Source organism: Streptomyces sp. NPDC056738 (assembly GCF_042790435.1).
In the GTDB taxonomy this organism is placed as follows: domain Bacteria; phylum Actinomycetota; class Actinomycetes; order Streptomycetales; family Streptomycetaceae; genus Streptomyces.
Genome location: NZ_JBHTZF010000002.1, coordinates 755,590 through 778,781, shown reverse-complemented (window position 1 = coordinate 778,781; position 23,192 = coordinate 755,590). Strand labels below are relative to the sequence as shown.

Here is a 23,192-nt window from a genome sequence, read left to right as displayed (position 1 = left end):
CCGACGGGCAGGAGAAACGGTGCAGCGTTCGGGAAGCGTGATGGGAACACTCTTTGTGGGCGGCGCCTTGGCCCTGACCCTCGGCGCCCTCGTCTATCCCGCGATGCTCGGCATCAGCACGGTGTCGACCTCGAACGACCGGATCATCGCCAACACTCAATGGGGGCCGTTGACAGAGGGCGAACGGGACTTCGTCGTCAAGGTACGTGCGGCCGGCCTCTGGGAGCACCCGCTGGGCCTGATCGGCCTGCAGAAGGGACAGAGCCAGGCCGTCAAGGTCGCGAGCCAGCACCTTGTGGACGGTCATGCCGCCCTGGATGTGAGCTGCCGCAAGATCGCACCGATGTTGAACATCACCCTGCCCAACGTGGCGAGTCCTCAGCAGCAAGGTTTCGTCAGCCAGCTACAGGCCGAGTCGGGGCGGCAGTTCGACACCGACTTCGCCAACATCCTGCGGATGACTCACGGTTCCATCTTCAACGCGATCGCCAAAGTCCGTTCGACCACGAAGAACAGCCTGGTCCGCGCCTTGGCCGACCAGGCGAACAACACGGTGCTCGATCACATCACCGTGATGGAGAAGACAGGGCTCGTCGACTTCGACACGACTGTCTTCAACCAGACCACTCCGCCGAAGCTGCCCAAGTCCGACATGACTCCCCCGCCACCGGCACCGGGGCAGCCGCAGGTCGTCCTCAACCCGCCACCCAACCCGACGTCCACGGCACTGGACCTGAGCGCTGTCCTGAACGGCGCGCAGAAGAACGCCGGGTAGCCTCCCGGGCAGGCCGCGAGCGGGACACAGTCAATACGGCACGGCACCCTCGCAGCGCCCGGTTCGTGTTACGAGCTCGACGGGAAAAGCCGCTGATAGGGCGTCCGCTGCAGTCGGTTGGACGAGTCGACCGTGTACGCGGGGACCTTGGGAGCCGCGCCCGACAGGAAGCCCGACCCGCCATTGTCCAGGATCGTCTTACCGGCCTTTCCGGCGGCGACCCAGTCGATCTCGACGGCGAAGGCGCAGAAGCAGGTGGTGTTGTCCACGGTGAGCTCGAAGACCTCGGGATCCTTTGACGAGATCTTGTACGGGAACGAAACCGGTGGTCGCTTCGCGGCCTTCGCGATGATGGGCGGATCGGTCTTGTCGAGGTCGGCCCTGAACGTCCTGAAGTCCGCCGGCGATCCGCACCCTCCGTCCGCGACGGCGATGCCTGTGGTGGGAGGCGCCTTCCGCTGCAGATCCAGCACGCGCATGCCCACCAGCAGCACGGCCTCTTCGGCGGACGTCTGACTGGTGATGTCGACGGCTATCGGTCCGAGGCGCCGCTGCCCGGCATGTCGCCCCTTTTGGTAGTCCTCTGCGTTCTCCGCGTAGTAGTTGACGCTGGAGGCACATTGCTCCTGCGCCTGGATGTGCAGGTACGACGGGAGCTTCGCGTTGCCGGGATTCACCGGGCGTGGCACCGGAATACCCTTCGCCGTGCCGCCCGAGAACCCCAGCCCGTACACCGTGTACGTGCCTCCCACGGCAAGCACCAACGCCAGGGCCGCGAAGGCGCCCGTCGCCCGCCGCCGCCACCACTTAGGCGCTCGAGGGGGAGCCGCAGGTGCGCCGTGGTAATGGATGTACTGAACACCGTCGGCCTGAAAAGGGCCTTGGAAGGCGTTGCCTCGGAACTCGAATTCGTCCGGCGCACCGTGCGGTCTATGTCCGTCGGTCATGATGCGGCGCCACGGTGAATGTGCTGGACTCCCTTGGCCTGGACCGGGCCGCGGAAGGTGCTGTGATGAAACTCGACATGGTCGCCTCCGGGCCCGTCACCGGGTGCCGGACCAAGGGATCGAAGATGAGCCACCGCCTGCTCAAGGTCGGCAGCGAAGCCGTCGTCGGTCTCGTCGGCCTCCTCCAGCGCGAGCAGGACCCGATCCCGAGTCCGGTCACTGAGCGACTCGCGCCCGCTCTCCGCTTCCTCCGTCAGTCGCTGCAGCGCGGGATCGTCGCCAAGTTTCCGGCCCACCACCTCGTGCAGGCGGACCATCCCGACGTCCAGCGCCCGGTCGACTTCGTCGTCCGCCTGTCCGGCGACACGCTGGGCCTTCCGAACAGCCCAGGCGAACAGGTACCCGATCGCGATCTCGATGCCCGTCACCACACCCCCACGGCCAGTGCTGACCCACATCAGACCGTACCGCCTATAGGGCAGCGAATCAGGCCGATCGACTGAGACCGGGCATCAGGCCGCGACAGCTCCCGCTCGGGTTCCGGCGTCTTGACTCTGGGCTTCCTATTCGGCAGCGAGAGCCGGACGACCTTGCGCCACGCGGAGAACATCTGCTGGGGCGAGGTCCGACACCGATCGCTTCGCTTGGTGCGTGTCGGTGTCAGCCTCTTGTGTCAGACCCCGCATTCAGCCTTGACGGGACTTGCTTCGCCGCGCCACAGCACGCGTCCTACTCCTCCGGTTCCCACTCACGGAGCAGGTCGAACAGGCCCGCGTCACCCTCCATCTGCAGGGAGTCCGCCGGAATACGGTCGTACACGAAAAGAACCAGCTCATTGGCCGTGCCGCGTACGGAGACGCCGGCCGCGTTCGGGCCCTCGTCGGCAGCGGCGACAGGGGTCGTGGCGGGCGCGGGGATACGGGTGGAGCGTGCGCCGTCGCCGTCGACCGTGAGGCGCCAGGAGTGGCCCTCGGTGGCGTGGAAGTCGAAGGCAGTGGGCTTGTGCGGCCACGCACTCGTCGTGGCGACGCAGGTGAACAGGAACTCCTCGACACCGTCGAGTGCCACCTCTTCCGGCAGCGGCTCCGGGGCACCCACGGTGAACTGGGCGTCGTAGGTGTGCACCGCCATCTGCTGGAGCTGGTGCCGGGCAACGGCGCCACAGGTCTCCGGCGACTGGGACGTGCCCCACCACGTCCAGCAACCGCCATCCGGGCCGGCCTTCCGCAATGCGTCCACCAGTTGCTCCGTGGACTCCGCCAACCATGCCACCAGGTCCCCGCGCTCCCGAGGCGCAGCCGGGGCGCCCTCCGCCGCGGACTTGGCCGGAGCAGGCCCCGCGGCGACGGTGACGGCCCAGTCGCGGCGCCCCTCGCCGATGTGCTGCGCCAGATCGAACAGCGTCCACTCGGGACAGGTCGGCACCTGTGCGTCGAGGCTGGGCGCGGAAGCGACCGCGGCGCGGAAGGCAGTCGCCCGTTCGTCGATCAGTCGCAGCAGAGCGGGGAACGTAAGTGTCGTCGTCACATGGACTCTCTATCACCGTGTTCCGACGATCGGACAATGATTTTCGGAGTCGAGGTGGCGAGGGCGCGGCACGGCCGGGCGCCCTCAAATGACGCCGTGTCCAAGGCGGAGAGCGCGCAGCGCATACCTCCGAGCCTCGTGATGCGATGTTCAGCGGCTCGGGTCGGGGAACGGATTTACCACTTCCGCCATTTGTCCGTGAGCTGGTACCGACCCAGTCCGTGGCGAGCCGTCAGCGCGCTGACGTCGACACCGTGCTCGGTGAGTGATGTGTCGATGTAGTGACACAGTTGCTCACGCTCTTCGGTCTCGAAGGCGCCGCCGTTGCGGGCGTCGTTCACCGCGTTCAGGGCCAGGACGACGCGTTCCACCACGGCGAAGATCTGCGCGTCAGTGACCTCGGCAAGTCCAGGAAGGTCTCTGTCGAAGGTGTCGAGGACGGTATCGGTCTCGGCGAGCAGGTCCTCGGGGAACAGGCCTGCCATGCAGGCGCAGTCGGGATCCAGGGTGCCGGCGGCAAGCTCCTCGGCTTCCTGAGCTATGCCTTCACGCCAGCTTGTAGTTGGTCTTCCAGCCATGGGCGGACCGTACAGGCCACGACTGACAACGAGCCCTGCACGACCGGCTCACCGACCATGCGGGCACCACCCGCGTCCCAAGTACGCTGGCGACGTCACAGGCCAGCCGTGCGAAGGAGTGACCATGCCGAGTGCTTCGGAGCTTCAGCCGGGAGACACCGTCCTGGTGACTGATGGCCCCTTCGCGCAGTTCACCGGGCCGGTATGCGCCGTCGACCGGGAGCGTCAGCGCGTACAGCTGATCGTGCAGATCTTCGGAGACGACACCCGCATCGACATCCCGCTCGACACTGTCGAGAGGGCACCCAACGCCTGAGCGTCGCCATCCGGCTTGGGAAACACGTCTCCGCTGGGCACCTGGTTGGCGGGGAGTTGGGCGGCATGCAGGATCGCGCCTGCCTTCCCGATGAGCTCGTCGCCAGGCCAGGATGGCTTACGGTCTCGGCTGAGCACTGGTGAGCCAGGCTGAGACGGAAACCGAGACAGTGAGCCTTTTCCAACCTGCCTGTGTGCGGGGCGGGTTGGCCACGCTCGATTGCGCGAGGCAGCGAAGCTCCTGGCAGACGGGTGTCCACCACTCAGGGCGAAGACCCTGCAAGGATTCACCCATGCTCTGCGACGTCTGTGATCACGAGATGGTGAAACTGGACCACCCGCCAACGCGGTGGTGCCGGGAGTCATGGCGCTGTCCATGGTGTCATGCTTGGACCAAACTCGAGACTCCGGACTTCGATGTCCTGCGGCCGGGCCATATGCCTTGGGATCTGCGGTGGGAGGCTGCACGGACGGACATGCTGCCGAATGCCAGACACCACGCGTACGGCGGTTTTCACCGGACGCTGTGCGGCATCGAAAGGCCCGATATGGAGGGCTCCCAGTTCGGCATGTGGGGCGGTGCCAGCGATGAGTGCCCCGACTGCACCGCCGCAGCTCTGATCATTGACGCGCGCTGGCCCGAGGAACGGCGCGAGAAGTTCCGCGTGAGCGTGAGAGCTTTGCCTAAGCCCCGTCCTGAGCACGAACCAGGCTACGTCCAGCCGGCTGACGAGCTCGGCCGGCTCGACATCCAACTGCCGGAAATCCCGCCAGCTACCGCAACGCGCGTACTCGCCACCTCAAGATTCCCTCGCGAAGCCCACGACGGCTTCCAGACGATCGGCGACGGCCCTGGCTCGCTGCGACTTCCCGCGTCCTGGGTAGCCTGCGGAATCGGACCCTACCGGCCACGCGACTGGTTGCAAGGCTACGGAGCCTACCCGCTGGACTCCCTGCCGCCATTGGACGAACCGACGTTTGTGGGCGACTTCGCCTGGACAGGCGAAATCGGCGATCCACTCGACTACCGCATCGCAGTCACCGATCCCATCGCCGCTGAATTGACCGAAGCCGGACTGGCGCTCCCCGCCGACTTCGTCGCGCTGATCACCCGCGCCAACCTCCACCGCCTCCTAGACACAAAAGGCGCTGGAAATTGGACCGACGTCGTCGGCCCCCTGCCCAGCCCGACCGACCCAGCCGACCGCATGGTCCTGTTCTTCCGCGATCAGCAGAGCTGCGTCCTGTGGTACCTCTACCTGCGCCACAGCGGGGAGTCGTTCGTCGTCTGGTCCTCCCGCGACTTCACCCGCGAGCCAGAGTTCCGATACAACCAGGATGGTGAGGTCGTCACCGCGCGACAGGAAATCAACTGGTGTGCGCCGAGCATTGAGAGTTTCGCCTATCGGTACCTGATCGAGGAACGGCTGAACGCTGCGATCCACGACAAGAAGCAGGCCAAGGACCTCGCCCCAGACCTTCTCGCCTATCTCGCGCACTACGTGTCTGGTTGCCCCGAGGAGTAGACAGGGATCCTTTTCAACCTGCCGGTGTGGTCCACTAGTTGGCGTGACAGACGAGTGAAGCCCCTGGTAGGGGGATTCACGACCGGGAGCACCCGTTCCGCCAGAGGCATCACGTGCTCGTCTACCCGTCCGGACTGGACCTGTCCAGCTCGCACCTTCGTTTCCTCACTGCCCGGATCCGCGAACGCCGTCGTGCGATCGGCAGCCGATGGCGCCGACTGAGCGCGGGCCGACAGTCCCTGCTCACCCTCGCCCGTCTGCGCAACGCGCACCCCTACGCCCAGCTCGCTGCCAGGTTCGGCATCGGCATCGGCACGACTGCGGCCTACCGCTACATCGCGGAAACCGGCCGCTCCTGCGCAAGCTCCGGTGCAGGACTACCCGCATCACCAGCCTCTTCCAGGCCGTCCTCACCCTCCACCTCACCTGCTCAAACTGAGGTTCAGAAAAGGCTCAGTCCGCCCAGCGGTCGTTGTCAGTGGCCGCGCCTACCCTCCGACCATGAGCATGATCGGTGAGTATCTGCGTGTCACGGCTACTGAGCTTGATCGGGCAATCCGGGATCCTGCCTGGGCTCTGGACTTCGTCGAAGAGGTCCAGGACGCCGAGGAGGCGACGGAGCCTGCGCCGGCCGAGGCGCGCCACTTCAGTACGTACAAGGCCTGGGACATGCTCCGCTTCCTGCTGGCCCGCGCAGAGTTTCCCGTGAACGTGATCCACGGTGAGGAGCCGTTCGCCGAGGATGCGGACTGGGGCTACGGACCTCCCCGATACTTGCGGCCCGAGCGGGTCCGGCTCGCGGTGGAATCCCTGCGGGCCACCAGCTATGACCAGCTCGTCAGTGGTGTGGATCCCGCCGAACTGACCAGCGCCGACGTGTACCCCCTCGAATGGAGTGAGCCTGGCGCCCTGGAGTGGGGTCGTCACTGGTACGACGGTCTCACTCAGTTCCTGGAGGCCACTGCCCGAGCGGACGATGCCGTGCTCGTCTGGTTGGACTGACAGGCCGCTGCAGCGGTGAAGTCTCTGCTCGGGAGGCTCAGGTCACTCAGGTGGGATCAGACGTCCGACCTGCGACGGAGTAGCCTCATGGCATCCGGCGGACTGGGGCTGATCCTCCGCGATCCCCCGCGCTTCCCCTCCCGACCCGGCACGGATGTGGCACGGCCGATCCGCAGGGTCGGCCGACCTTCGACGACGCTGGTCCAACTGGGCAGAGGAAAGGCACGCATGAAGAAATTGACTTCCGCGCTCGGCGGTGGCCTGCTGGTCGTCGGGATCACTGCAGGGGTGTGGTGGACCTGGTTCCACGAGCCCTATGCCCTGGCGGACGCGCCCCGGGTCGACGTGACAGTGCGCGCGGAAAAGTCCACGTACCCCGACGTACAGGAGACGGCCGAGGACGTCGACACCCTCGTACGGGTCTACGTGCAGCGCCTCAAGGACGGTGATGCGAAGGGAATCGCCGAGTTGGCGGGCCCCGCTTACGCGCAGCCCGGGCCCACCGCGGCCAAGTACGTGCGCGAGTACGGCCAAGCGGCGGGCGGCCCTGTCGAAGTCACCGTACTGGAGGGCGTCGTCCCCTACTTCAACCCGGTGACAGTGACGTACGAACAAACCGGGCAGCGGCAGGAGCTGCTGCTGGTGAAGGACGACGGGCACTGGTGGATAGGCCTCGGCGACGGCGATCCTGCGGCGGGCTCGTAGCGACAGACGTGCCGGTTGTGGAAGCCCGAACTCGCCTTCTAGGGAACGTATTTGGTCGTGATCAAGGAGCTGTCTTGGCTAGTTCCTTGATCCAGATCATTGAGGCGCGGAGATGCAGGCCGGCAAGGTAACTTTCGGGGGTCTTGTCGAACCGGGTGGCTATGCCCCGCCACGCCTTCAGCCTGTTGATCAGGCGCTCGACGGTGTTCCGCTCCGTGTAGAGCTCGGCGTCGTGGCCGACGGGCCGTCCGCCCCTGCTGCCCCTCTTCCGGGCTGCCCCCTTTTGCCGGGTCTTCTCGACCTCGTCGGCGGCCTTCTCCAGATCGGCGAGCGTGCCGGGGTCGAGGTGCATCCCGGCGGCGTCGTGGTGAGCCCGGACGGTGGTGGAGTCCACGCTGACCAGGGACAGGTCCACCTCGCCCCCCTTGACGGCTTCCGCGATCAGACCCTTCAGCAGGGCCTCGAACACGCCCGCGTCCCGCCACTGCCGGAAGCGATTGTGCACGGTCGACCAGGCGCCGAACTCCCGTGGCATTTCCCGCCACTGCCCGCCGCCAGATCACACCCTCGAACTGCCGGCGCAGCCGCATCGGGTACGGGCCGTACTCACCTATCGGCAGGTGCAGCTCGATGAACTGCCACTCTGCATCAGTCACTTGAACTCGCGTCACACGGAACCATCTACCGGGCCGGGAACCTCCGCGAGGGCGAAATCCCGCCGATTGATCACGGCTGGCGTTCTTGGCCAGGGCGGCAGCTTCAGTCACGATGACCACCCCTAAGCTCAACCCCATGACCGCGTTCGACGACCTCACTCGCCTCATCCCTCCGCCGCCGCAACCACTGTGGGCAAACGGAGACTGGGACGAGGTGGAGGCAGCACTCGGCGTGGAACTCCCCTCGGACTTCAAGCAGATGGTCGAGGCCTACGGGGCCTACCACTTCGCCGAGTTCTTGACGCCACTCACGCCCTTTGGCGGGCGAGACCTGCTGGTCGGCCCGGCGACACGGCTGCTGGACCAGGAACGCAACTTCCGGGACAGCAACCCCGACGCCTGCCCGTACCCCTTCTACCCGGAGCCGGGCGGACTCCTGCCGTGGGCGGGAACCGACAACGGGGACCGCGTGTGCTGGCTCACTGACGGTCAACCGGACGAGTGGACGGTTGTCTGCTGGAATCCACGGGGTTGGTACTACGACGCGCATGCCGTCAGTGCGGTCGAGTTCCTGCTCGGCTGGCTGTCGGGATACATCAGCTCCAGCGTCTTTCCCGACGCCGCCGAGTTCACTGAGGAGGACAGATCCGATTAACTCGGACACCCCAGCCTAGTCGGCAGCCGCATGGACGTTTGCGATGGCTTCGCGTCGGCCAGCGTGCTGCTGAGTCGGACAGGCCGGCCGATCGACTACGGCGTGACGGTGATTCCCGCAGATTGATCACGACTCAATACGTGGCCTAGTACGCCTACATCTGGGAGCACACCATGGGTGTGGTCGACGACATCGATGAGGCCCTGCGGTCGAAGGGGAGCTGTGCGAGCCCGAACGGCCAGGGCCCTCAAGCCCCAGCCGTTCGAGTTTCCGGAGTTCGACTTCCGGGTGGCTACTGGGCCGTGGCCTTCGCGGCGGTTTCGACGAGGTGGGTCACGACGCCGGGGTGAGAGATCATGACGACGTGGGAGCCGTTGACCTGGACCGTGTGGGAGCCGGCACGGCGGGCTTCGAAGCGTTCCAGGTCGGCACCGATGGCTTTGTCCTGCTTGGCGACCAGGGCCCAGGACGGGATGGTGCGCCAGGCCGCGGCGGTGGGGGCGTCCTCGAAGGCGGAAGCGCTGATGGGACGCTGCTCGACGGCCATGATCCGGGTCTGGGATTTGGGCAGATCGGCGGCGAACACCTTGTGGAACTGGGCCGGATCGATGGTGAGTTCGATTCCGGTGGAGCCGTCGGCGTTGGCGAACGGTGCGGGGCGCAGGGCAGGCTGGAGTTGCGAGTCGTGGGACCTGGCCGCGAGTTCTCCTAGGACCTCGCCCCGGTCGGGCATGAAGGCGGCGATGTAGACGAGGGCCTTGACGTCGGGATCACCGGCGGCGGCCTGGGTGATGACCGCGCCCCCGTACGAGTGTCCGACCAGCACCACAGGGCCCTTGATGTTGTTCAGGACGCTGGCGATGTAGGTCGCGTCCTGCGGCAGACCGCGCAGCGGATTGGCCGGGGCGACGACCTTGTAGCCGTCGTTCAGAAGGCGCTTCACCACACCGTTCCAGCCGGACGCGTCGGCGAAGGCGCCATGAACCAGGACGACCGTCGGCTTCGGGCGCGACTGGCTGCTCTGGTGTGCGGAGGCTGAAGGGGCGAGGGAGAACGACAGCAGGCCGAGGAGACCGGCTGCCGTGGCGGCGGCCCAGCTCAAACGTCGTGCGCGCATGGGAATTCCTCTGAGGATGAGGGTGCAGGCCGCCGCCGGATCACACTGGCCATAAACCTGCCGATCCCTGGGCAAACCCGTTGATTTTCAGCCAAGTTAACATCCGAAAATGGGCGTCGACTTGCCGTGGGATCTGGTGTCGCGCATCCACTCGGATGGACCATCCGGTTGCGCCAGCGTGTCCTGTCAGCAGAGGAGGCGGTGGGTACGGCTCGCCGTCACCGCTTGTCACACGTCAGCGCACACCCGTCGCTTTCATCATCTTCAGTGCGCCGGTCACGAGGGTCGCCCAGGTCTCGGGTGAGATGCGGGTGGGCGGGGTGAAGGCCCGCACTCGTTGGTGGGCCACGGTCTGCGGCTCTGTGTATTTGAGGATGCCGTCGGCACCGTGGCGGCGGCCGAGTCCGGAGTCACCCATGCCCCCCATGGGTGCGTCGATGCTGCCCCAGGCCGCGGCGAAGGCCTCGTTGACATTGACGGTGCCGGCGTGGATGCGGGCTGCGACGGCCCGGCCGCGGGCTCCGTTGCCGGTCCACACGCTGGCGTTGAGGCCGTACGGAGTGGAGTTGGCCTGTGCGACCGCTTCGTCGACGTCCCGGTAGGAGTAGACGGAGACGACGGGTCCGAAGGTCTCGTCGTCGTACAGCGTCATGTCTGGGGTGACGCTCGTGAGGATGGTCGGCTCGTAGAACAGCGGCCCCAGATCCGGTCGTGCGCGTCCGCCGGCCAGAACGGTCGCGCCCTTGGCGATGGCGTCGTCGACATGTCGAGTGACGGTCTCCATCTGGGAGGAGTTGGTGAGGCTGCCGACGTCGATGCTGTAGTCGTAGGCGGCGCCGATCACCAGCCGGTTGGTACGGGCGACGAACGCGTCGATGAACTGCTCACGGATGGACTCGGCGACGTAAAGACGCTCGATGGAGACACAGAGCTGCCCGGCCGAGGGAAAGCAGGCGGCGACCGCGCCGTCGGCGGCCTTGTCGATGTCCGCGTCATCGAGGACGATCATGGCGTTCTTGCCGCCGAGTTCCAGGGACGCGCCGATGAGGCGCTGCCCGGCGTCGCGGGCGATCTGACGTCCGCTGGCGGTGGATCCGGTGAACATCACGTAGTCGGCGTTGTCCATCAGCGTTTGACCGATGGAACTGCCTCGGCCCACCAGCATCTGCCACACGCCGGCGGGCAGCCCGGCCTCGTGCATGAGATCGAGCGCCCACAGTGCGGTGAGAGCCGTCTGGGTGTCGGGTTTCTGCACGACGGCGTTGCCCGCCAGCAGTGCGGGGATGGCGTCGCCGGCAGCCATGCTCAACGGATAGTTCCACGGCGAGATCACCGTGACGATCCCCTTGGGATGGCGGAGTTCGGTGGTGTGGGTCAGCACCGGGATCGCACCGCGGCGGCGCCTGGGCCGCAGGTATTGGGCGCCGCTGCGCGCGTAGTAGCGGGCGGTGATCGCGATGTCGATCACCTCGAGGAAGGCGTCACGGCGGGTCTTGCCGCTTTCCGCCTGCATCAGGTCCAGGGCCTCGTTCTGGCGGGCGAGGGCGAGATCGTGGAACCGCAGCAGAATCTTCTTGCGCCTGCTCAGCGGCAGGGCGGCCCAGGCCCTCTGGGCGATGCGGGCGCGCGCGAATGCGTCGTCGACGTCGCCGGGTGTCGAGACCGGCAGGTCGGCCAGGGGCAAGCCCGTGTAGGGGGCGGTGGTTGTGGTCCGGGCGGCATCCGGGGCGGCGGCAATGCGCTGTGCGAGGTGCTCGATGCGGCCCGGGGAAAGCGACGGGGGCAGTCCGACGCCTCGGGCGGTCGCGGGGCGGGGCGCGTGTTCGGTGACCATGGCAGGGCTCCGTTGCTACTTGTTCCGGATCGGGACGGAGGTGGGCACCGGCATGTGGAGCGCGAGCTGACCCTGTGTCATCACGTCGAGCTGAAGGGTTCGTATCGGCCTCAGGGAGCGCAGGTCGTCTGCCATGCGACCCTCGCCGACTTGGAGGTGGAGGTGGCGCGGACGGCGCGTCGTGCCGGCCGACAGCACGTTGGTCTGGCTCAGCGTCGAGTGCCAGGCACCGTCGATGGAGGTGTAGGAGGTGAGTGAGGCGACTCGCTCGCCGCTGCGACAGGCGGTCTGCCTGGGCGTGGCCACCTGGAGGAAGAGGTCGGTTCCACCTGCGTCGTTGGCCACCCGTGCCTCAGTGCGCTGGGCGTCGATGCCGACATCGATATCAGTGACCCACTTGGGGAAGCCGTACCCGTCGTGTCCGCGCACCTGGGCGATCTCGCTGCTCACCGGGAGGGAGAGGACGTAGGAGTCGAGGTGCTCGTTCTTCAGGCCCGCGACGAGGTCGAAGAAACCCAGCCCGCCATGCCGGGCCGGTTTGACCGCGATGCCGACGGCGGCCTCGGTGTAGAAGTCGATGTCACACACGTCGTAGCGGAAGAACATCACCGAGACGAGGCCGAGGCCCGGGGCGATCTCCAGCGGCGCCAGTTCCCTGGGGAGGCGGGAACGAATGGCGCGGGAGGGGGCGAGCATGGTGAGCCGTGCGGTCGCGATGGCGTAGTAGAAGTTCGGCGTGAGCGTGCTGCCGATCGGTGAGTCGACCCTGGTCTTCGGAAGCCGACGGAAGAAGTCGACACCGCTGACGCGGGGGTCCCTGGCAACTTCATCCAGGTCGGGGATCATCCGGTAACGGTCGTACAGGCCGCCTCGAGGGACGGTGACCGTGCGGCCGCCCAGGTCGACCTCGACCGTGTCCTTCTGCGTGTGTGCTGGCATGACGTGCTTCCTCACCTCGATGTTTACGGTGCACACATGACCTTAACGTTCAATGTATGCACCGTCAACACTGCTCCGGCATGTCTCGCGCGAGGTGCTGCGCACACGCCCAAGGTCCGGGCCCGCAGGCGCAACGGCGCCTGGGGGCCCGGACCTTGGGCGGTGGGGCTCAGTCGTGCAGCGCCGTCCTGAGCGCGTCGACGGCGAGCCTGCGGGCGACGTTCGCGGCGCGCGTGTCGCGCAGACTGTCCAGGAGCAGGAAGTCGTGGACCATGCCGGCCACGCGGACGGAGGTGACGTCCACTCCGGCCTCACGCAGTTTGTTCGCGTACTGCTCGCCCTCGTCCCGCAGCACGTCGGCCTCGTCGGTGATGACCAGTGTCGTGGGCAGCCCGCGCGACTGTTCCAGGGAGGCCTGCAGCGGGGAGGCGTACACCTCCGTGCGCTGCGCGTCGTCGCTGGTGTACGCGTCCCAGAACCACTTCATGCCGTCGCGGGTCAGGTAGTACCCCTCGGCGAACTGCAGATAGGACGGGGTGTCGAAGTCGGCGTTGGTCACCGGGTACAGCAGAACCTGGGCTTTGAGGTCGATGCCTCCGCGCTCCTTGTTCATCAGCGTGAACACCGCCGACATGCAGCCGCCCACCGACTCGCCGGTCACCGCGATCCGCGAGGTGTCCAGGCCGTGCTCCGATCCGTGCTCCAGGACCCATTGGCCCACTGCGTAGTTCTGCTCGACCTGGGTGGGGTACTTGGCCTCCGGCGCCCGGTCGTAGACGGGGAACACTCCTGCGGCGCCGGCGCCGACCGCGAGTTCACGGAAGAGGCGGTCGTGCGTCTTGTCGTCACCGAAGACCCAGCCGGCACCATGGATGTAGAACACCACCGGCAGCGGCCCGCTCACACCTTTGGGCCGGATGATGCGCGTGCGCACGGTTCCCCACTGCCCGGCATCGACCTCGACCCATTCCTCGTCGACGTCCGGCCGGGGCACGCCGGCATCGCTCTGCAGACCGAGAAGGATGTCCCGGCCCTTCTCCGGTGGCACCTCGTAGATGCGCGGATGCGGGTCGGTCGCCTCGGCGAGCTCCTTCGCGGCAGGCTCGAGGTAGGGGGTGATCGGTGGCGGTAGCTCACTCATGTCGACTCCAAGTCACGAGCACACGAAATGTCCCCTGATCAGCGTCTTCCCCCCGCCCCGCGCTCCTGGCGCACCTCGGCGCGGGCGGGAACGCCTCCCCCCTTCATGCTTCGCGCCCGCATCCTGGGCTGCAACTCGGTCGCGAGTCCCTTCCCAGGGCCCGCCCGAGACGGGACGAGGCAGCCGTCCGGGGTCCGCCGTCCACGGATCACGCTGCTGCCCTGGCGTTCACGTCGGCGACGAGCCGCTCGGCCAGGCGCTCGGAGGACGGCGGGTTCTGTCCGGTGTACAGGTTGCGGTCCACGACCACGAAGGGGCGCAGCGGCAGGCGGGCCTTGACGTAGTGCGCCCCGCTTCGCCGCAGCCGGTCCTCCAGCAGCCAGATCGCCTTGCGGCCGAAGCTGTTGAGCTTCTCCTCCAAGTTCGACAGCCCCGTCATCCGGTAGCCCCTGAAGGGCCACGAACCGTCCGGATTCCGCGCGGCGAAGGCGGCCGCCGGTGCGTGGCACAGCAAGGCGAGCGGCTTGCCCGAGGCCAGCACCCGGGTGATGAGTGCTCCCGAGACCGGGTCGACGGCGAGGTCTTCCATGGGGCCGTGTCCGCCGGGGTAGAACACGACGTCGTAGGCGTCCGGATCGACCCGGTCCAGCGTCATCGGGCTGTTCAGCTGGGCTTCGATGGACCGCAGGTACGCGGCGACCTCGCGGAGCTTCGAGGGCCGGCCGGCGGTGCGGGACATGCTCAGCCGGTCCAGCGTGGGCGCCTTGCCGCCGGGTGTCGCGATCGTGATGTCCCAGCCCGCCTCGGCGAAGATCTTGTGCGGCATCGCCAGCTCTTCCCCCCAGAATCCGGAGGGATGCGTCTCTCCGTCCTTCAGCGTCCAGCGGTCAGCCGCGGAGACGACGAACAGTGCCTTGGTCATGTCGGCCCTTCCTTGTGGCGAGATCTGCCAGGTCACCGTGGCATCTCGGGTGCCAGGTCACCCCAGGCATCGTGCGGAGCCGGTGCGCAGCGTGGGCCTCCGGGTCAGCATCGGCCCGCGGCAACGAGGGGCGACGGACCAAGTTGCCGGGGCACGGGCGAGAGCCCCACCTGTCCGGCTCGCTTCCTCTTCTGAGTGCCCTACCGGGCCTCTTCTTCTGAGTGCCCTACCGGGCCGACGAGACACGTGCTTCGGTCAGCCACAGGCGGTAGCGGCGCAGGGCGCGTCGCTGCCTGCGCCGTTCGGCCAGCAGCGCCACCGCCGGGTGGGTGTTGGGGGTGGGCCTGCTGCCGCGGGCCGTCCGGCGCATCTGATGGCGGACCTGGGCCATGCTCGCGGCAGAGGCGAGGGCCTTGTCCGACCAGGTCACCGGCCGTAGCTGCCGGTCGGCCTCCCGGCCGTGACGCCAGCGGTCGGGCAGGTCGGGGGTGACGGCGAGCGCGGTGCCCATCCCGACGACCGCCACTCCGCCGGCGAGGACCTTCTCGGCCGTCTCGCGGCGGGTGATGCCGCCGGTGAGCATCAGGGGCAGCGGGCTGGTTCCCACGAGGTCTTTGGCGAGGTCCAGGAAGTAGGCCTCACGGGCCTGTGTGCGGGAGTCGGCGGCACGGCCGGACATGGCCGGGCTCTCGTAGCTGCCGCCGGACAGTTCGACCAGGTCGACGCCCAGCGGCTCGAGCATCCCGATCACCTGCCGCGCGTCGTCGGCGTCGAAGCCGCCGCGCTGAAAGTCCGCGGAGTTCAGCTTGACCGCGACCGCGAAGGCGGGCGATACGGCGCTCCGCACCGCGCGGACCACGTCCAGCAGCATCCGGGCCCGGTTCTCCAGCGATCCGCCCCACCGGTCGGTGCGCTTGTTGACCAGGGGAGACAGGAACTGCGACAGCAGGTATCCGTGTGCGGCATGGATCTCCACGCCGTCGAACCCCGCCTTCTCGGCCCGGTGGGCGGTGACCGCGTAGCGGGTCACGGTGGCCTCGATCTGCTCCGCGGTCATCGCGGTGGGGCGGCCGAAGCGGCTGCTGTGCTTGCCGAGGTCGACGCCCACGTCGGAGGGCCCCCACACGACTCCCGGCATGTCGGACCCGATCTGGCGGCCCGGGTGGTTGATCTGCATCCAGATCACCCCTCCACCGCTCTTGCCGGCCCGGGCCCACTCCGTGAACGGCGCCAGCGGAGCGGCCTCGTCGAGCACGACACCCGCGGGACCGGTCAGTGCTTCCGCGTGGACCATGACGTTTCCAGTGATCAACAGGCCCGCTCCCCCAGCGGCCCAGCTTCGGTACAACGTCAGAAGCTTCTCGTCGGGAAGCTGGCCGTCACCGGCCATGTTCTCCTCCATCGCCGCCTTCGCGACCCGGTTGCGCAGAACCTGCCCCGAGCGCAGGGGCAGCGGCATGAACAGCTCGCTGGACATTCGAGTTACCTTCTTCCGTCTCCATCACCTACGATGTGTGCACCGTTCACATTAGGGGAAGATGTAAGCGGCGTAAACATGAGGGAGTGTGACCTGTGCCGCAAGCCACGTACCACCACGGAGACCTGCGCGCGGCCTGTCTGCGCGCCGCGCGGGAACTGCTGGAGGAAGACGGCAGTGCCGCACTGTCCCTCAGAGCGGTCGCACGCAGAGCCGGAGTTTCAGCCACGGCCCCCTACCGCCACTTCGCGGACCGGGACGCACTCGTCTCCGCCGTGGCCGCCGAGGGATACCGCGAACTCGCAACGAACCTCGCGACGGCACACCCCACCCCCACGACGGCCGAGGACCTGTCCGCCGTCGCCGTCGCCTACGTGCAGTTCGCCCTCGACCACCCCGCCCTGTTCCGGGCGATGTTCGCCGAACCCTGCGATCCGACCAGCGAAGAGCGAGTCGCGGCTACCGCTGTCATCTCGGAGTACGTCCACAGCATCGTCCGCCGCGCCTTCCCCGACGCGGACGCGGACACCGGCGCCCTGTCGACCACAGTCTGGGCGCTCGTCCACGGCCTGGCCTTCCTGCACCTCGACGGCAAGCTCGACGCGTCCAGCCCGGAGATCGTCGCCCGTCAGGTCCGGGCGGCCGTGACCGCTCTGTTCACCACCGCGCCCGCGATGCGAACGACGGCCACATAGCTCACGGTGACTGAGCCGCTCCAGGTATGCGCATGTGCCGGACGTCTCGCGCCTGCCGGCAGGTCGAGCAGCCGGACTCTCGTCCGTCCGCGCGACAGTCGGAGAGTCCTTGGCCCGGACGCCGAGGTGCACTTCGCCGTTCGCCTCGCCGCAGCCTGGGAGCCCTGCCGCTCGCCACCGTTGACCGATCCAGGCCTCCTGTCGGATCCGCTCTGGCCGGTGGCCAGTTGATCGCCATGGCGCGGCAACGCCCGGGAGGGGCGCTGCGGCGGGGTGCGCCCGCGCCAGTCCTTCTCGCTCAGCCCCACAGCGGCAGCGGCAGCGGCAGCGGCAGCGGCAGCGGCAATGGCAACGAGCGGGTGACTCAACTGATCGGTCTGAAGGTGGGAGAGGTCGTCTTCATCGTCGTCCGACTGGCGGCCGCCCCGCGTGGCCCGGTACGCGGTCGGCTTCGTCGTCGGTGGTCTGCCGCCGCCGACACGCAAGACGAGAATTCACGTTGCCCGCGACGACGTGGTCCCCACATCATCGGCGCATGGACGACACACCGAGCCGCATCCCGACCGCCCTGCCGGCATTGCGCTCCAAGGCGCGCGACGCGGGCTTCATCATGTCCAGCGAAGACCGCACAGGAAGCCTGCTGGCAGCACTCGCTGCCGCCCGGCCCGGGGGCCGGATCCTCGAACTCGGCACCGGAGTTGGAGAGGGCACGGCCTGGCTCCTCAGCGGCATGGACCCCGATTCCTGTCTGACCACCGTCGAACTCGACCCCGCCCTCCAGGTTTTCGCCCAAGAACAGCTGGGCGCCGACCCGCGGGTGACGTTCGTCTCCGGAGACGGCGGCGCATGGCTCGAAGACTTCGACGGCGCCCCCTTCGACCTCGTCTTCGCGGACACCTGGCCAGGCAAGTTCACCCACCTCGACCAGGCCCTGGACCTCGTGGCCCCCGGCGGGATCTACCTGATCGACGACCTCATACCCCAGCCCGGCTGGCCGGAGGGCCACGAAGCATCCGTCAAACGCCTTCTGTCCGAACTGGACGAACGCGAGGACTTCCGGTGCGTCCGCATGGCATGGGCGAGCGGACTGCTGATGGCGGTGCGCACCGCCTGACGGTCAGCACCTGCTGAGCCAGGTCAGGCCGCGCTAGCGAACGGGCCCGCATTCATCGACGATCACGGTCGGCTCCGACAGGAAGACATCCTGGCCGACGGGACCGTAGGCGATGTTGAACGTGTCGAGCCAGTACGACCAACCGCGGATGCCCAGGGCGCTGGAGAACCGGTAGTTCAACTGCCAGCGAACCCACTGCCCGGGAAGCAGTCGAACTGCCGGCGGCCTGCGTGTCCGAGGCGGCAACCCGAAGAGCGGTTCCACACGAGCGAGCACTCGGAGCCGGTCACCTTCGTCGCGCAGGCTGACACCGATCTCGCGAAGGCCCCTCCGGCTTGAGCACGGCTCGAAGCCATCACGCTCGGACATCTGGACGAAGTGGGTAAATCCAGAGGGCACTTGAGGCAAGGGAAAGCCGACCGGCGTCGCGTTCCTGCGGGCAGCGGCCTCCCCGCCCCGAGACTGCTTCGTCCAGGACGTCTTGATCCACTGCACCGTGATGTCCACCGCACCTGCCTTTCACCGAGAGCCTAGGGGCTGTCCCGTCGCCCAATCACCTGTGCGCCCTGATTGCCTTGCCGTGCCCCCACGGACCCGGTCGAGACATAATCCGCTTCTTCTGGATGGTGCGAGCTCGGACAATGGAGGAACCGGAAGTAGCGGCTGTCCGAGATCGAAGCAGGTTGCTGAGCCAATGAACGAGACGCCCTCCGTCATGCAGATGGTCACCTTCGCGGCCTGGCGGGACGATGCCCTTCACTCGGACCGCCCGGCTGATCGCCGCTACGTCACCCTGGCTGAGCTTCTGGTTCGACTGGGGAGTTACGGACTCGGGCTGACGTGGAAGGCTCAGATGTTCGAGGAGCAGCCACACCCGGCGTTCGCTCGCATGATGAAGGCTTCAGCAGGCACCGGAATCCCCACCCTTGAATTGCTGGCCATGGACGCGCCCTATCTGCAGGCGGTCGATGCAGACTTCGAGGGTTACGCGGGCAACGAACTCGTACTGACCCTGAGGGAGTTCGACAGTTCCAGGTGGGACGTCCGCACAGCCGACGCGTGGGTGCTGAGTGAGATACGACGGCGCTACCCCGACGCCAGGCCGATGACCTCAGACGAATGGGACTCCACGAACTGATTCTCAGAGGATGGAGCCACGTAGCCAGTGGCACGCTCTCGCGTCCGGTAGCCGGCCCGAGCCCGCCTCGTAACGTTCAGCCATCCTGATTGCCCGCGCCAGCTTCCCACGCGGCCGTGACGCAACCTTCTTCCCACTCCCACCGGCCTTCCGCCTCGCCTTGCTTCAACAGCGTCTGGATCCGCTGAATGTCCGCATCCGGCGGAACCTTCAGTGCGACCATCCCGAACTGTTCGATGCCCTCGCCGGTGGTGCCGAGTCGGTGGAAGGTGTCCAAGACAGCCTGCCGAGCCGCGGCAGAGCGTCCGTCCTTCAGCACGATCAATCGAATGGTGCAGTTCTCCGAGGGATGAACGGTCTCCACGGCCCAATGCAGCCCGTCGTCATCGGCGTCCACACGGACGACGTCGCCGCTCGCGACTCCGCGGACGAACCAAGGAGTGTTGTCCAGACGCACCGTTCCATCGCCGAGATCGACTGCCCACAGGCTCTCGACACTCGCCGGCGGCCAGCCGTCCTCGTCCACCTCCAACTGGAAGTGGACCTTCACGTGGGCGTCGCTGATGTTCGTCACCGGGCCATCATCCACATGGCCATCCACATGGGCATCAGCTACCGCCCGTCCCCGGGCGGCATGAACCAGCAGATGACACCCACAACGAGGCGCGATCCCTGGACCGCTCGCGGACGCGGCCGCGGACGGCCGATGTACCCATCAGTTGCCCCGAAGCCCCACCGCCAGCGTCAGTTCAAGGACCCGCTGTGGCGACGCGAGATCCGGAAACAGCTCCCTCACCTGCGCCATCCGGTACCGGACCGTCTGAGGATGGACGAACAGTGCCGCCGCCACCTCGTCCCGTCTGCCCTGGTGCAGCAGCCACTCCCGCAAGGTCTCCTCCAGCCGCCGTGCGGTCGCGACGGGCAAGGTCCGCAACGGTGCGAGGGCCCGTGCACGCAGGTCCGCGAACGCGTCCATGTCGGCGGTCAGCACCAGTTCGGGCAGATGGTCCTCGGTGTCGCGGATCTCGGAGGAGAGGGAGCGCGCGCGTACGGCTCGTGCGTACGAGGCGGACGCACGTGTCCATGGCCGGGCCGGGCCGACCACGGCGGTGCGGTCGGTCATCTGCCGCAGGAGATGTGATCGGTCGGCGTCGGGGACGAGCAACACACCGGTGGCGTCCGGCAGATCGTCGAGGACGAGGGTGCTCGGGTCGAGCGCACGGTAGGCAGGCCGGGCCTGGGCGGCGGGGAGCAGGACCGCGGTCAGTGAAACCGGAGGCTGCCACCCGGCCCGTTGAACGGAGGCCAGCAGCACGTCCGGGCTCGCGCCGGCGAGGAGGTCGCGGGCCAGGTGTTCCAGGTGCCGCTCGTGATCCCTGCCCCGGGCGGCCAGCTCGTCGGCGTGGCCCGCGGCGCTCGCGGCGGAGAGCTCGTCGATGTAGGCGAAGGTCAGCTCGGCGAACTTGGCGACCTCGGCGGCGGGCAGACCCGCGGGTACGGCACCCGCCGCCAGGCATCGCCAGGCCACACGGGCACCGACGCGGTAGGCACTGAGCAGGGCGTCCATCGAACGGCCGTCGCGCACCTCGCCGCGGCCCAGCTCGTAGGCCGCGTCACCGCCGTCGCCGCCTGCGGCGTTCCCGCTGGCGAGGTCCAGGTAGTGCCCCAGGGCGGTGCGGACCGCTCGGCGGATGGTGCCGCCCATGCTGCCCGAAAGGGCGTTGGCGTAGGAAGGGACTTCATCGATGATCGCCTGGACGACCTCGTCGGCGGTGGTCTTCAGCGCGGCCCGAAGCGCGGTGACCGTCGTCTCGTCCAGGGCCAGCTCGCTGGCCCGCTGGGTTACATGGCTCACGTTCTTATTCCCCGCGAACAATTCCGTCGATCAGATTCACGTCCTACGGTCAGGACTTTACGCCCTGAGACGCAGCAAGCTGGCACCATGACGAGCACAGCCCTCCGCAGCAGGGCATGGAAGCTGCTGGAGATGGTCACGACGCCGGTGCTGCCGTCGGACTACCTCGACCTGGTCAGCCCGCTGCGTGCGGGCGCCGACCTGCGGGGGCGTATCGAGGCCGTGCACCCCGAGACGGGTGACGCCGCGACCATCGTGATCAGGCCGGGACGGGGCTGGCGCGGCCACACGGCCGGTCAGTACGTACGGATCGGGGTCGACGTCGACGGGGTGCGCCTGTGGCGTGCCTACTCCATCACCTCCCCGACGAACCGCGAGGACGGCCGCCTCACGATCACGGTGAAGGCGATCCCCGACGGCAAGGTCAGCAACCACCTGGTGCGCAGAGCAAAGCCGGGCACGCTGATCCAGCTCGACCAGGCGACCGGTGACTTCGTGCTGCCGCAGGCCAAGCCCGCCAAGGTGCTCTACCTGACCGCCGGCAGCGGCATCACTCCCGTGATGGGCATGCTGCGCGACACCGAGTTCGACGACGTCGTCATGGTCCACTGCGCGCCACGGCCGCAGGACGTGATCTTCCGCAGCGAACTGCACGACCTGGCCGCGGACAAGAAGCTGCGGCTCACCGAGGTGCACACCGACACGGACGGCATGCTCGACATCGCCCGTCTCGACGAACTCGTGCCCGACTGGGCCGAGCGCGAGACCTGGGCCTGCGGGCCCGCGGGCCTGCTCGACGCCGCCGAGAAGCACTGGGCCGATCACGGCGTACAAGAGCGCCTACACACCGAACGCTTCCGCCCCGGCATCGTCGTCGCGGGCGACGGCGGCGAGGTCACGTTCAGCGCCACCGGCAAGACCGTCGACGCGGACGGCGCCACGCCGCTGCTGGACGTCGGCGAGGAGGCCGGCGTGCTCATGCCCTCCGGGTGCCGCATGGGCATCTGCTTCGGCTGCATCACGCCGCTCAAGGCTGGCGCCGTCCGCGACCTGCGCACCGGCGAGATCACCGAAGCCGAGCCGGGCGTCCTCATCCAGACCTGCGTGTCCGCCGCCGCGGGCCCCTGCGACATCGAACGGTAGGAGCACCTTGACCGCCATCGACCCCACCGCCCACCTGACCGCGGAGCAGATCGAGGAGCTCGGCCGCGAGCTGGACGCGATCCGCGACGAGGTGATCGCCGGCCGCGGAGAGAAGGACGCCGCCTACATCCGCAAGGTCATCTCGGCGCAGCGCAAGCTCGAGCTGGTCAGCAGGGGCGTGCTGCTGTTCTCGTTCTTCCCGCCCGCATGGGTGCTCGGCACCGCCGGTCTGTCCGTGGCGAAGATCATGGACAACATGGAGATCGGCCACAACATCCTGCACGGACAGTGGGACTGGATGCGGGACCCGAAGATCCACTCCACCACCTGGGAGTGGGATCACGTCTCGCCGTCCGATCAGTGGAAGCACTCGCACAACGAGCTGCACCACACGTACACCAACGTGATCGGCAAGGACAACGACCTCGGCTACGGCATCATGCGCGTCGACGAGGACCAGAAGTGGCACCCGTTCCACCTCGGCCAGCCGCTGTGGAACTTCCTCAACGCCTGCTTCTTCGAGTACGGCATCGCGGCGTACGACCTGGAGCTGGGCAAGAACCTGCACAAGCGCCGCCGCAAGAACCCGGAGTTCCGCGAGCGGGCCAAGGCCGTGGGCCGCAAGATCCGCAAGCAGGTGCTCAAGGACTACGTGATCCACCCGCTGCTCTCGGGCCCGTCGTTCCTCACCACCCTCGCCGCCACGTTCACCGCGAACCTGGTCCGCAACATCTGGTCCCACTCGGTGATCATGTGCGGGCACTTCCCCGAGGGCGTGCAGGTCTTCGAGCGCCGGTCGATCAAGGGCGAGACGCGCGGCCAGTGGTACCTGCGCCAGATGATGGGCTCGGCCAACATCAGCGGCAGCAAGGCCATGCACTTCATGACCGGCAACCTGTCGCACCAGATCGAGCACCACCTGTTCCCGGACCTGCCGAGCAACCGGTACGCCGAGGTCGCCGTGAAGGTGCGCGCACTGTTCGAGAAGTACGAGCTGGAGTACGTCACCGGGCCGCTGCCCAAGCAGGTGTTCTCCGCGTGGCACAAGGTCTTCCGGCTCTCCCTGCCGAACAAGAAGCCCAAGGTCAAGACGCCGGACCTCGAGCGGGAGCTCGTCGCGGCCTGACCTTC

At 67.6% G+C, this 23,192-nt stretch carries 24 protein-coding genes and 2 pseudogenes; 12 read left to right on the top strand and 14 right to left on the bottom strand.

All coding sequences use genetic code 11. The features are described 5' to 3' along the window. Positions 1-40: 40 nt before the first annotated feature. Positions 41-775, top strand: coding sequence for a DUF4142 domain-containing protein (locus tag ACFRIC_RS07150; RefSeq protein WP_382780852.1), 735 nt, complete (start codon positions 41-43; stop codon positions 773-775). 68 nt (positions 776-843) lie between these two features. On the opposite strand, the gene ACFRIC_RS07145 is transcribed toward ACFRIC_RS07150, so the two are convergent. The 4 genes from ACFRIC_RS07145 to ACFRIC_RS07130 all read right to left on the bottom strand — a co-directional run bounded on the left by ACFRIC_RS07145 (position 844) and on the right by ACFRIC_RS07130 (position 3,827). Next, positions 844-1,722, bottom strand: coding sequence for a hypothetical protein (locus ACFRIC_RS07145; protein ID WP_382780648.1), 879 nt, complete (start codon positions 1,720-1,722; stop codon positions 844-846). Then, positions 1,719-2,150, bottom strand: coding sequence for a hypothetical protein (locus tag ACFRIC_RS07140; RefSeq protein ID WP_382780645.1), 432 nt, complete (start codon positions 2,148-2,150; stop codon positions 1,719-1,721). The genes ACFRIC_RS07145 and ACFRIC_RS07140 overlap by 4 nt, the downstream gene beginning before the upstream one ends. A gap of 301 nt (positions 2,151-2,451) precedes the next feature. Then, positions 2,452-3,249: a maleylpyruvate isomerase N-terminal domain-containing protein gene (locus ACFRIC_RS07135; RefSeq protein WP_382780642.1), complete on the bottom strand. Its 798-nt coding sequence runs from the start codon at positions 3,247-3,249 to the stop codon at positions 2,452-2,454. A gap of 176 nt (positions 3,250-3,425) precedes the next feature. Beyond that, complete coding sequence (locus ACFRIC_RS07130; RefSeq protein WP_382780639.1) at positions 3,426-3,827, bottom strand: hypothetical protein; 402 nt, start codon at positions 3,825-3,827, stop codon at positions 3,426-3,428. A 124-nt stretch (positions 3,828-3,951) separates the two neighbouring features. Between ACFRIC_RS07130 and ACFRIC_RS07125 the strand changes: the two genes are divergently transcribed. From ACFRIC_RS07125 to ACFRIC_RS07105, 5 genes and pseudogenes are all read left to right on the top strand, one after another. After that, positions 3,952-4,143, top strand: coding sequence for a KOW motif-containing protein (locus ACFRIC_RS07125; protein ID WP_382780636.1), 192 nt, complete (start codon positions 3,952-3,954; stop codon positions 4,141-4,143). A gap of 475 nt (positions 4,144-4,618) precedes the next feature. Continuing rightward, entirely contained in the window at positions 4,619-5,668 is a 1,050-nt protein-coding gene (locus ACFRIC_RS07120; RefSeq protein ID WP_382780633.1) for a hypothetical protein, read from the top strand. Between the two features lie 113 nt (positions 5,669-5,781). After that, positions 5,782-6,012 (top strand): annotated as a pseudogene (locus ACFRIC_RS07115) (transposase family protein); the annotation flags it as partial. A gap of 157 nt (positions 6,013-6,169) precedes the next feature. Further along, positions 6,170-6,670: a YfbM family protein gene (locus ACFRIC_RS07110; protein ID WP_382780630.1), complete on the top strand. Its 501-nt coding sequence runs from the start codon at positions 6,170-6,172 to the stop codon at positions 6,668-6,670. Between the two features lie 228 nt (positions 6,671-6,898). Then, complete coding sequence (locus tag ACFRIC_RS07105; protein WP_382780627.1) at positions 6,899-7,375, top strand: hypothetical protein; 477 nt, start codon at positions 6,899-6,901, stop codon at positions 7,373-7,375. Between the two features lie 61 nt (positions 7,376-7,436). Here ACFRIC_RS07105 and ACFRIC_RS07100 read toward each other — a convergent pair. Beyond that, positions 7,437-8,046 (bottom strand): annotated as a pseudogene (locus ACFRIC_RS07100) (transposase). Between the two features lie 121 nt (positions 8,047-8,167). On the opposite strand from ACFRIC_RS07100, the gene ACFRIC_RS07095 reads away from it, so the two are divergent. Further along, positions 8,168-8,686, top strand: coding sequence for an SMI1/KNR4 family protein (locus ACFRIC_RS07095; protein ID WP_382780624.1), 519 nt, complete (start codon positions 8,168-8,170; stop codon positions 8,684-8,686). 292 nt (positions 8,687-8,978) lie between these two features. Here the strand turns inward: ACFRIC_RS07095 and ACFRIC_RS07090 are convergent, their stop codons facing one another. The 6 genes from ACFRIC_RS07090 to ACFRIC_RS07065 form a co-directional block, all read right to left on the bottom strand. Continuing rightward, on the bottom strand, positions 8,979-9,803 hold the full coding sequence (locus ACFRIC_RS07090) for an alpha/beta fold hydrolase (protein WP_382780621.1): 825 nt from the start codon (positions 9,801-9,803) through the stop codon (positions 8,979-8,981). A 235-nt stretch (positions 9,804-10,038) separates the two neighbouring features. Beyond that, positions 10,039-11,637, bottom strand: a complete 1,599-nt coding sequence (locus tag ACFRIC_RS07085) for a succinic semialdehyde dehydrogenase (protein WP_382780619.1) — start codon at positions 11,635-11,637, stop codon at positions 10,039-10,041. A gap of 15 nt (positions 11,638-11,652) precedes the next feature. Then, positions 11,653-12,576, bottom strand: coding sequence for an acetoacetate decarboxylase family protein (locus ACFRIC_RS07080; RefSeq protein WP_382780616.1), 924 nt, complete (start codon positions 12,574-12,576; stop codon positions 11,653-11,655). 169 nt (positions 12,577-12,745) lie between these two features. Next, entirely contained in the window at positions 12,746-13,717 is a 972-nt protein-coding gene (locus tag ACFRIC_RS07075) for an alpha/beta hydrolase (RefSeq protein ID WP_382780613.1), read from the bottom strand. Between the two features lie 208 nt (positions 13,718-13,925). Beyond that, entirely contained in the window at positions 13,926-14,639 is a 714-nt protein-coding gene (locus ACFRIC_RS07070) for a type 1 glutamine amidotransferase domain-containing protein (RefSeq protein WP_382780610.1), read from the bottom strand. Between the two features lie 226 nt (positions 14,640-14,865). Next, positions 14,866-16,116, bottom strand: coding sequence for an NADH:flavin oxidoreductase/NADH oxidase family protein (locus tag ACFRIC_RS07065; RefSeq protein ID WP_382780607.1), 1,251 nt, complete (start codon positions 16,114-16,116; stop codon positions 14,866-14,868). 95 nt (positions 16,117-16,211) lie between these two features. Between ACFRIC_RS07065 and ACFRIC_RS07060 the strand changes: the two genes are divergently transcribed. Continuing rightward, entirely contained in the window at positions 16,212-16,811 is a 600-nt protein-coding gene (locus ACFRIC_RS07060) for a TetR/AcrR family transcriptional regulator (RefSeq protein ID WP_382780604.1), read from the top strand. A 535-nt stretch (positions 16,812-17,346) separates the two neighbouring features. Next, the gene (locus ACFRIC_RS07055; RefSeq protein WP_382780600.1) at positions 17,347-17,925 is read left to right on the top strand and encodes an O-methyltransferase; all 579 of its coding nucleotides are present in this window, start codon (positions 17,347-17,349) and stop codon (positions 17,923-17,925) included. 33 nt (positions 17,926-17,958) lie between these two features. Here ACFRIC_RS07055 and ACFRIC_RS07050 read toward each other — a convergent pair whose 3' ends face one another. Beyond that, positions 17,959-18,432, bottom strand: a complete 474-nt coding sequence (locus tag ACFRIC_RS07050) for a hypothetical protein (RefSeq protein ID WP_382780598.1) — start codon at positions 18,430-18,432, stop codon at positions 17,959-17,961. Positions 18,433-18,619: 187 nt separating this feature from the next. Between ACFRIC_RS07050 and ACFRIC_RS07045 the strand changes: the two genes are divergently transcribed. Beyond that, complete coding sequence (locus ACFRIC_RS07045; protein WP_382780595.1) at positions 18,620-19,063, top strand: hypothetical protein; 444 nt, start codon at positions 18,620-18,622, stop codon at positions 19,061-19,063. 76 nt (positions 19,064-19,139) lie between these two features. Here ACFRIC_RS07045 and ACFRIC_RS07040 read toward each other — a convergent pair whose 3' ends face one another. Together ACFRIC_RS07040 and ACFRIC_RS07035 are read right to left on the bottom strand one after the other, a co-directional pair. Beyond that, the gene (locus ACFRIC_RS07040; protein ID WP_382780593.1) at positions 19,140-19,637 is read right to left on the bottom strand and encodes a DUF4265 domain-containing protein; all 498 of its coding nucleotides are present in this window, start codon (positions 19,635-19,637) and stop codon (positions 19,140-19,142) included. Between the two features lie 141 nt (positions 19,638-19,778). Beyond that, positions 19,779-20,918, bottom strand: coding sequence for a PucR family transcriptional regulator (locus ACFRIC_RS07035; RefSeq protein ID WP_382780591.1), 1,140 nt, complete (start codon positions 20,916-20,918; stop codon positions 19,779-19,781). A gap of 87 nt (positions 20,919-21,005) precedes the next feature. On the opposite strand from ACFRIC_RS07035, the gene ACFRIC_RS07030 reads away from it, so the two are divergent. Then, positions 21,006-22,061 (top strand): ferredoxin reductase, encoded by a 1,056-nt coding sequence (locus ACFRIC_RS07030; protein WP_382780588.1) that lies wholly within the window; start codon positions 21,006-21,008, stop codon positions 22,059-22,061. Positions 22,062-22,068: 7 nt separating this feature from the next. After that, positions 22,069-23,187: a fatty acid desaturase family protein gene (locus ACFRIC_RS07025; RefSeq protein WP_382780584.1), complete on the top strand. Its 1,119-nt coding sequence runs from the start codon at positions 22,069-22,071 to the stop codon at positions 23,185-23,187. Positions 23,188-23,192 lie beyond the last annotated feature (5 nt).

Bases quoted from the DNA above. Each gene is read 5' to 3' on its own strand.
- ACFRIC_RS07150 (WP_382780852.1), top strand. From the start codon at position 41: ATGGGAACACTCTTTGTGGGCGGCGCCTTGGCCCTGACCCTCGGCGCC.
- ACFRIC_RS07145 (WP_382780648.1), bottom strand. From the start codon at position 1,722: ATGACCGACGGACATAGACCGCACGGTGCGCCGGACGAATTCGAGTTC.
- ACFRIC_RS07130 (WP_382780639.1), bottom strand. From the start codon at position 3,827: ATGGCTGGAAGACCAACTACAAGCTGGCGTGAAGGCATAGCTCAGGAA.
- ACFRIC_RS07125 (WP_382780636.1), top strand. From the start codon at position 3,952: ATGCCGAGTGCTTCGGAGCTTCAGCCGGGAGACACCGTCCTGGTGACT.
- ACFRIC_RS07120 (WP_382780633.1), top strand. From the start codon at position 4,619: ATGCTGCCGAATGCCAGACACCACGCGTACGGCGGTTTTCACCGGACG.
- ACFRIC_RS07110 (WP_382780630.1), top strand. From the start codon at position 6,170: ATGAGCATGATCGGTGAGTATCTGCGTGTCACGGCTACTGAGCTTGAT.
- ACFRIC_RS07105 (WP_382780627.1), top strand. From the start codon at position 6,899: ATGAAGAAATTGACTTCCGCGCTCGGCGGTGGCCTGCTGGTCGTCGGG.
- ACFRIC_RS07095 (WP_382780624.1), top strand. From the start codon at position 8,168: ATGACCGCGTTCGACGACCTCACTCGCCTCATCCCTCCGCCGCCGCAA.
- ACFRIC_RS07090 (WP_382780621.1), bottom strand. From the start codon at position 9,803: ATGCGCGCACGACGTTTGAGCTGGGCCGCCGCCACGGCAGCCGGTCTC.
- ACFRIC_RS07085 (WP_382780619.1), bottom strand. From the start codon at position 11,637: ATGGTCACCGAACACGCGCCCCGCCCCGCGACCGCCCGAGGCGTCGGA.
- ACFRIC_RS07080 (WP_382780616.1), bottom strand. From the start codon at position 12,576: ATGCCAGCACACACGCAGAAGGACACGGTCGAGGTCGACCTGGGCGGC.
- ACFRIC_RS07075 (WP_382780613.1), bottom strand. From the start codon at position 13,717: ATGAGTGAGCTACCGCCACCGATCACCCCCTACCTCGAGCCTGCCGCG.
- ACFRIC_RS07070 (WP_382780610.1), bottom strand. From the start codon at position 14,639: ATGACCAAGGCACTGTTCGTCGTCTCCGCGGCTGACCGCTGGACGCTG.
- ACFRIC_RS07065 (WP_382780607.1), bottom strand. From the start codon at position 16,116: ATGTCCAGCGAGCTGTTCATGCCGCTGCCCCTGCGCTCGGGGCAGGTT.
- ACFRIC_RS07055 (WP_382780600.1), top strand. From the start codon at position 17,347: ATGGACGACACACCGAGCCGCATCCCGACCGCCCTGCCGGCATTGCGC.
- ACFRIC_RS07045 (WP_382780595.1), top strand. From the start codon at position 18,620: ATGAACGAGACGCCCTCCGTCATGCAGATGGTCACCTTCGCGGCCTGG.
- ACFRIC_RS07030 (WP_382780588.1), top strand. From the start codon at position 21,006: ATGACGAGCACAGCCCTCCGCAGCAGGGCATGGAAGCTGCTGGAGATG.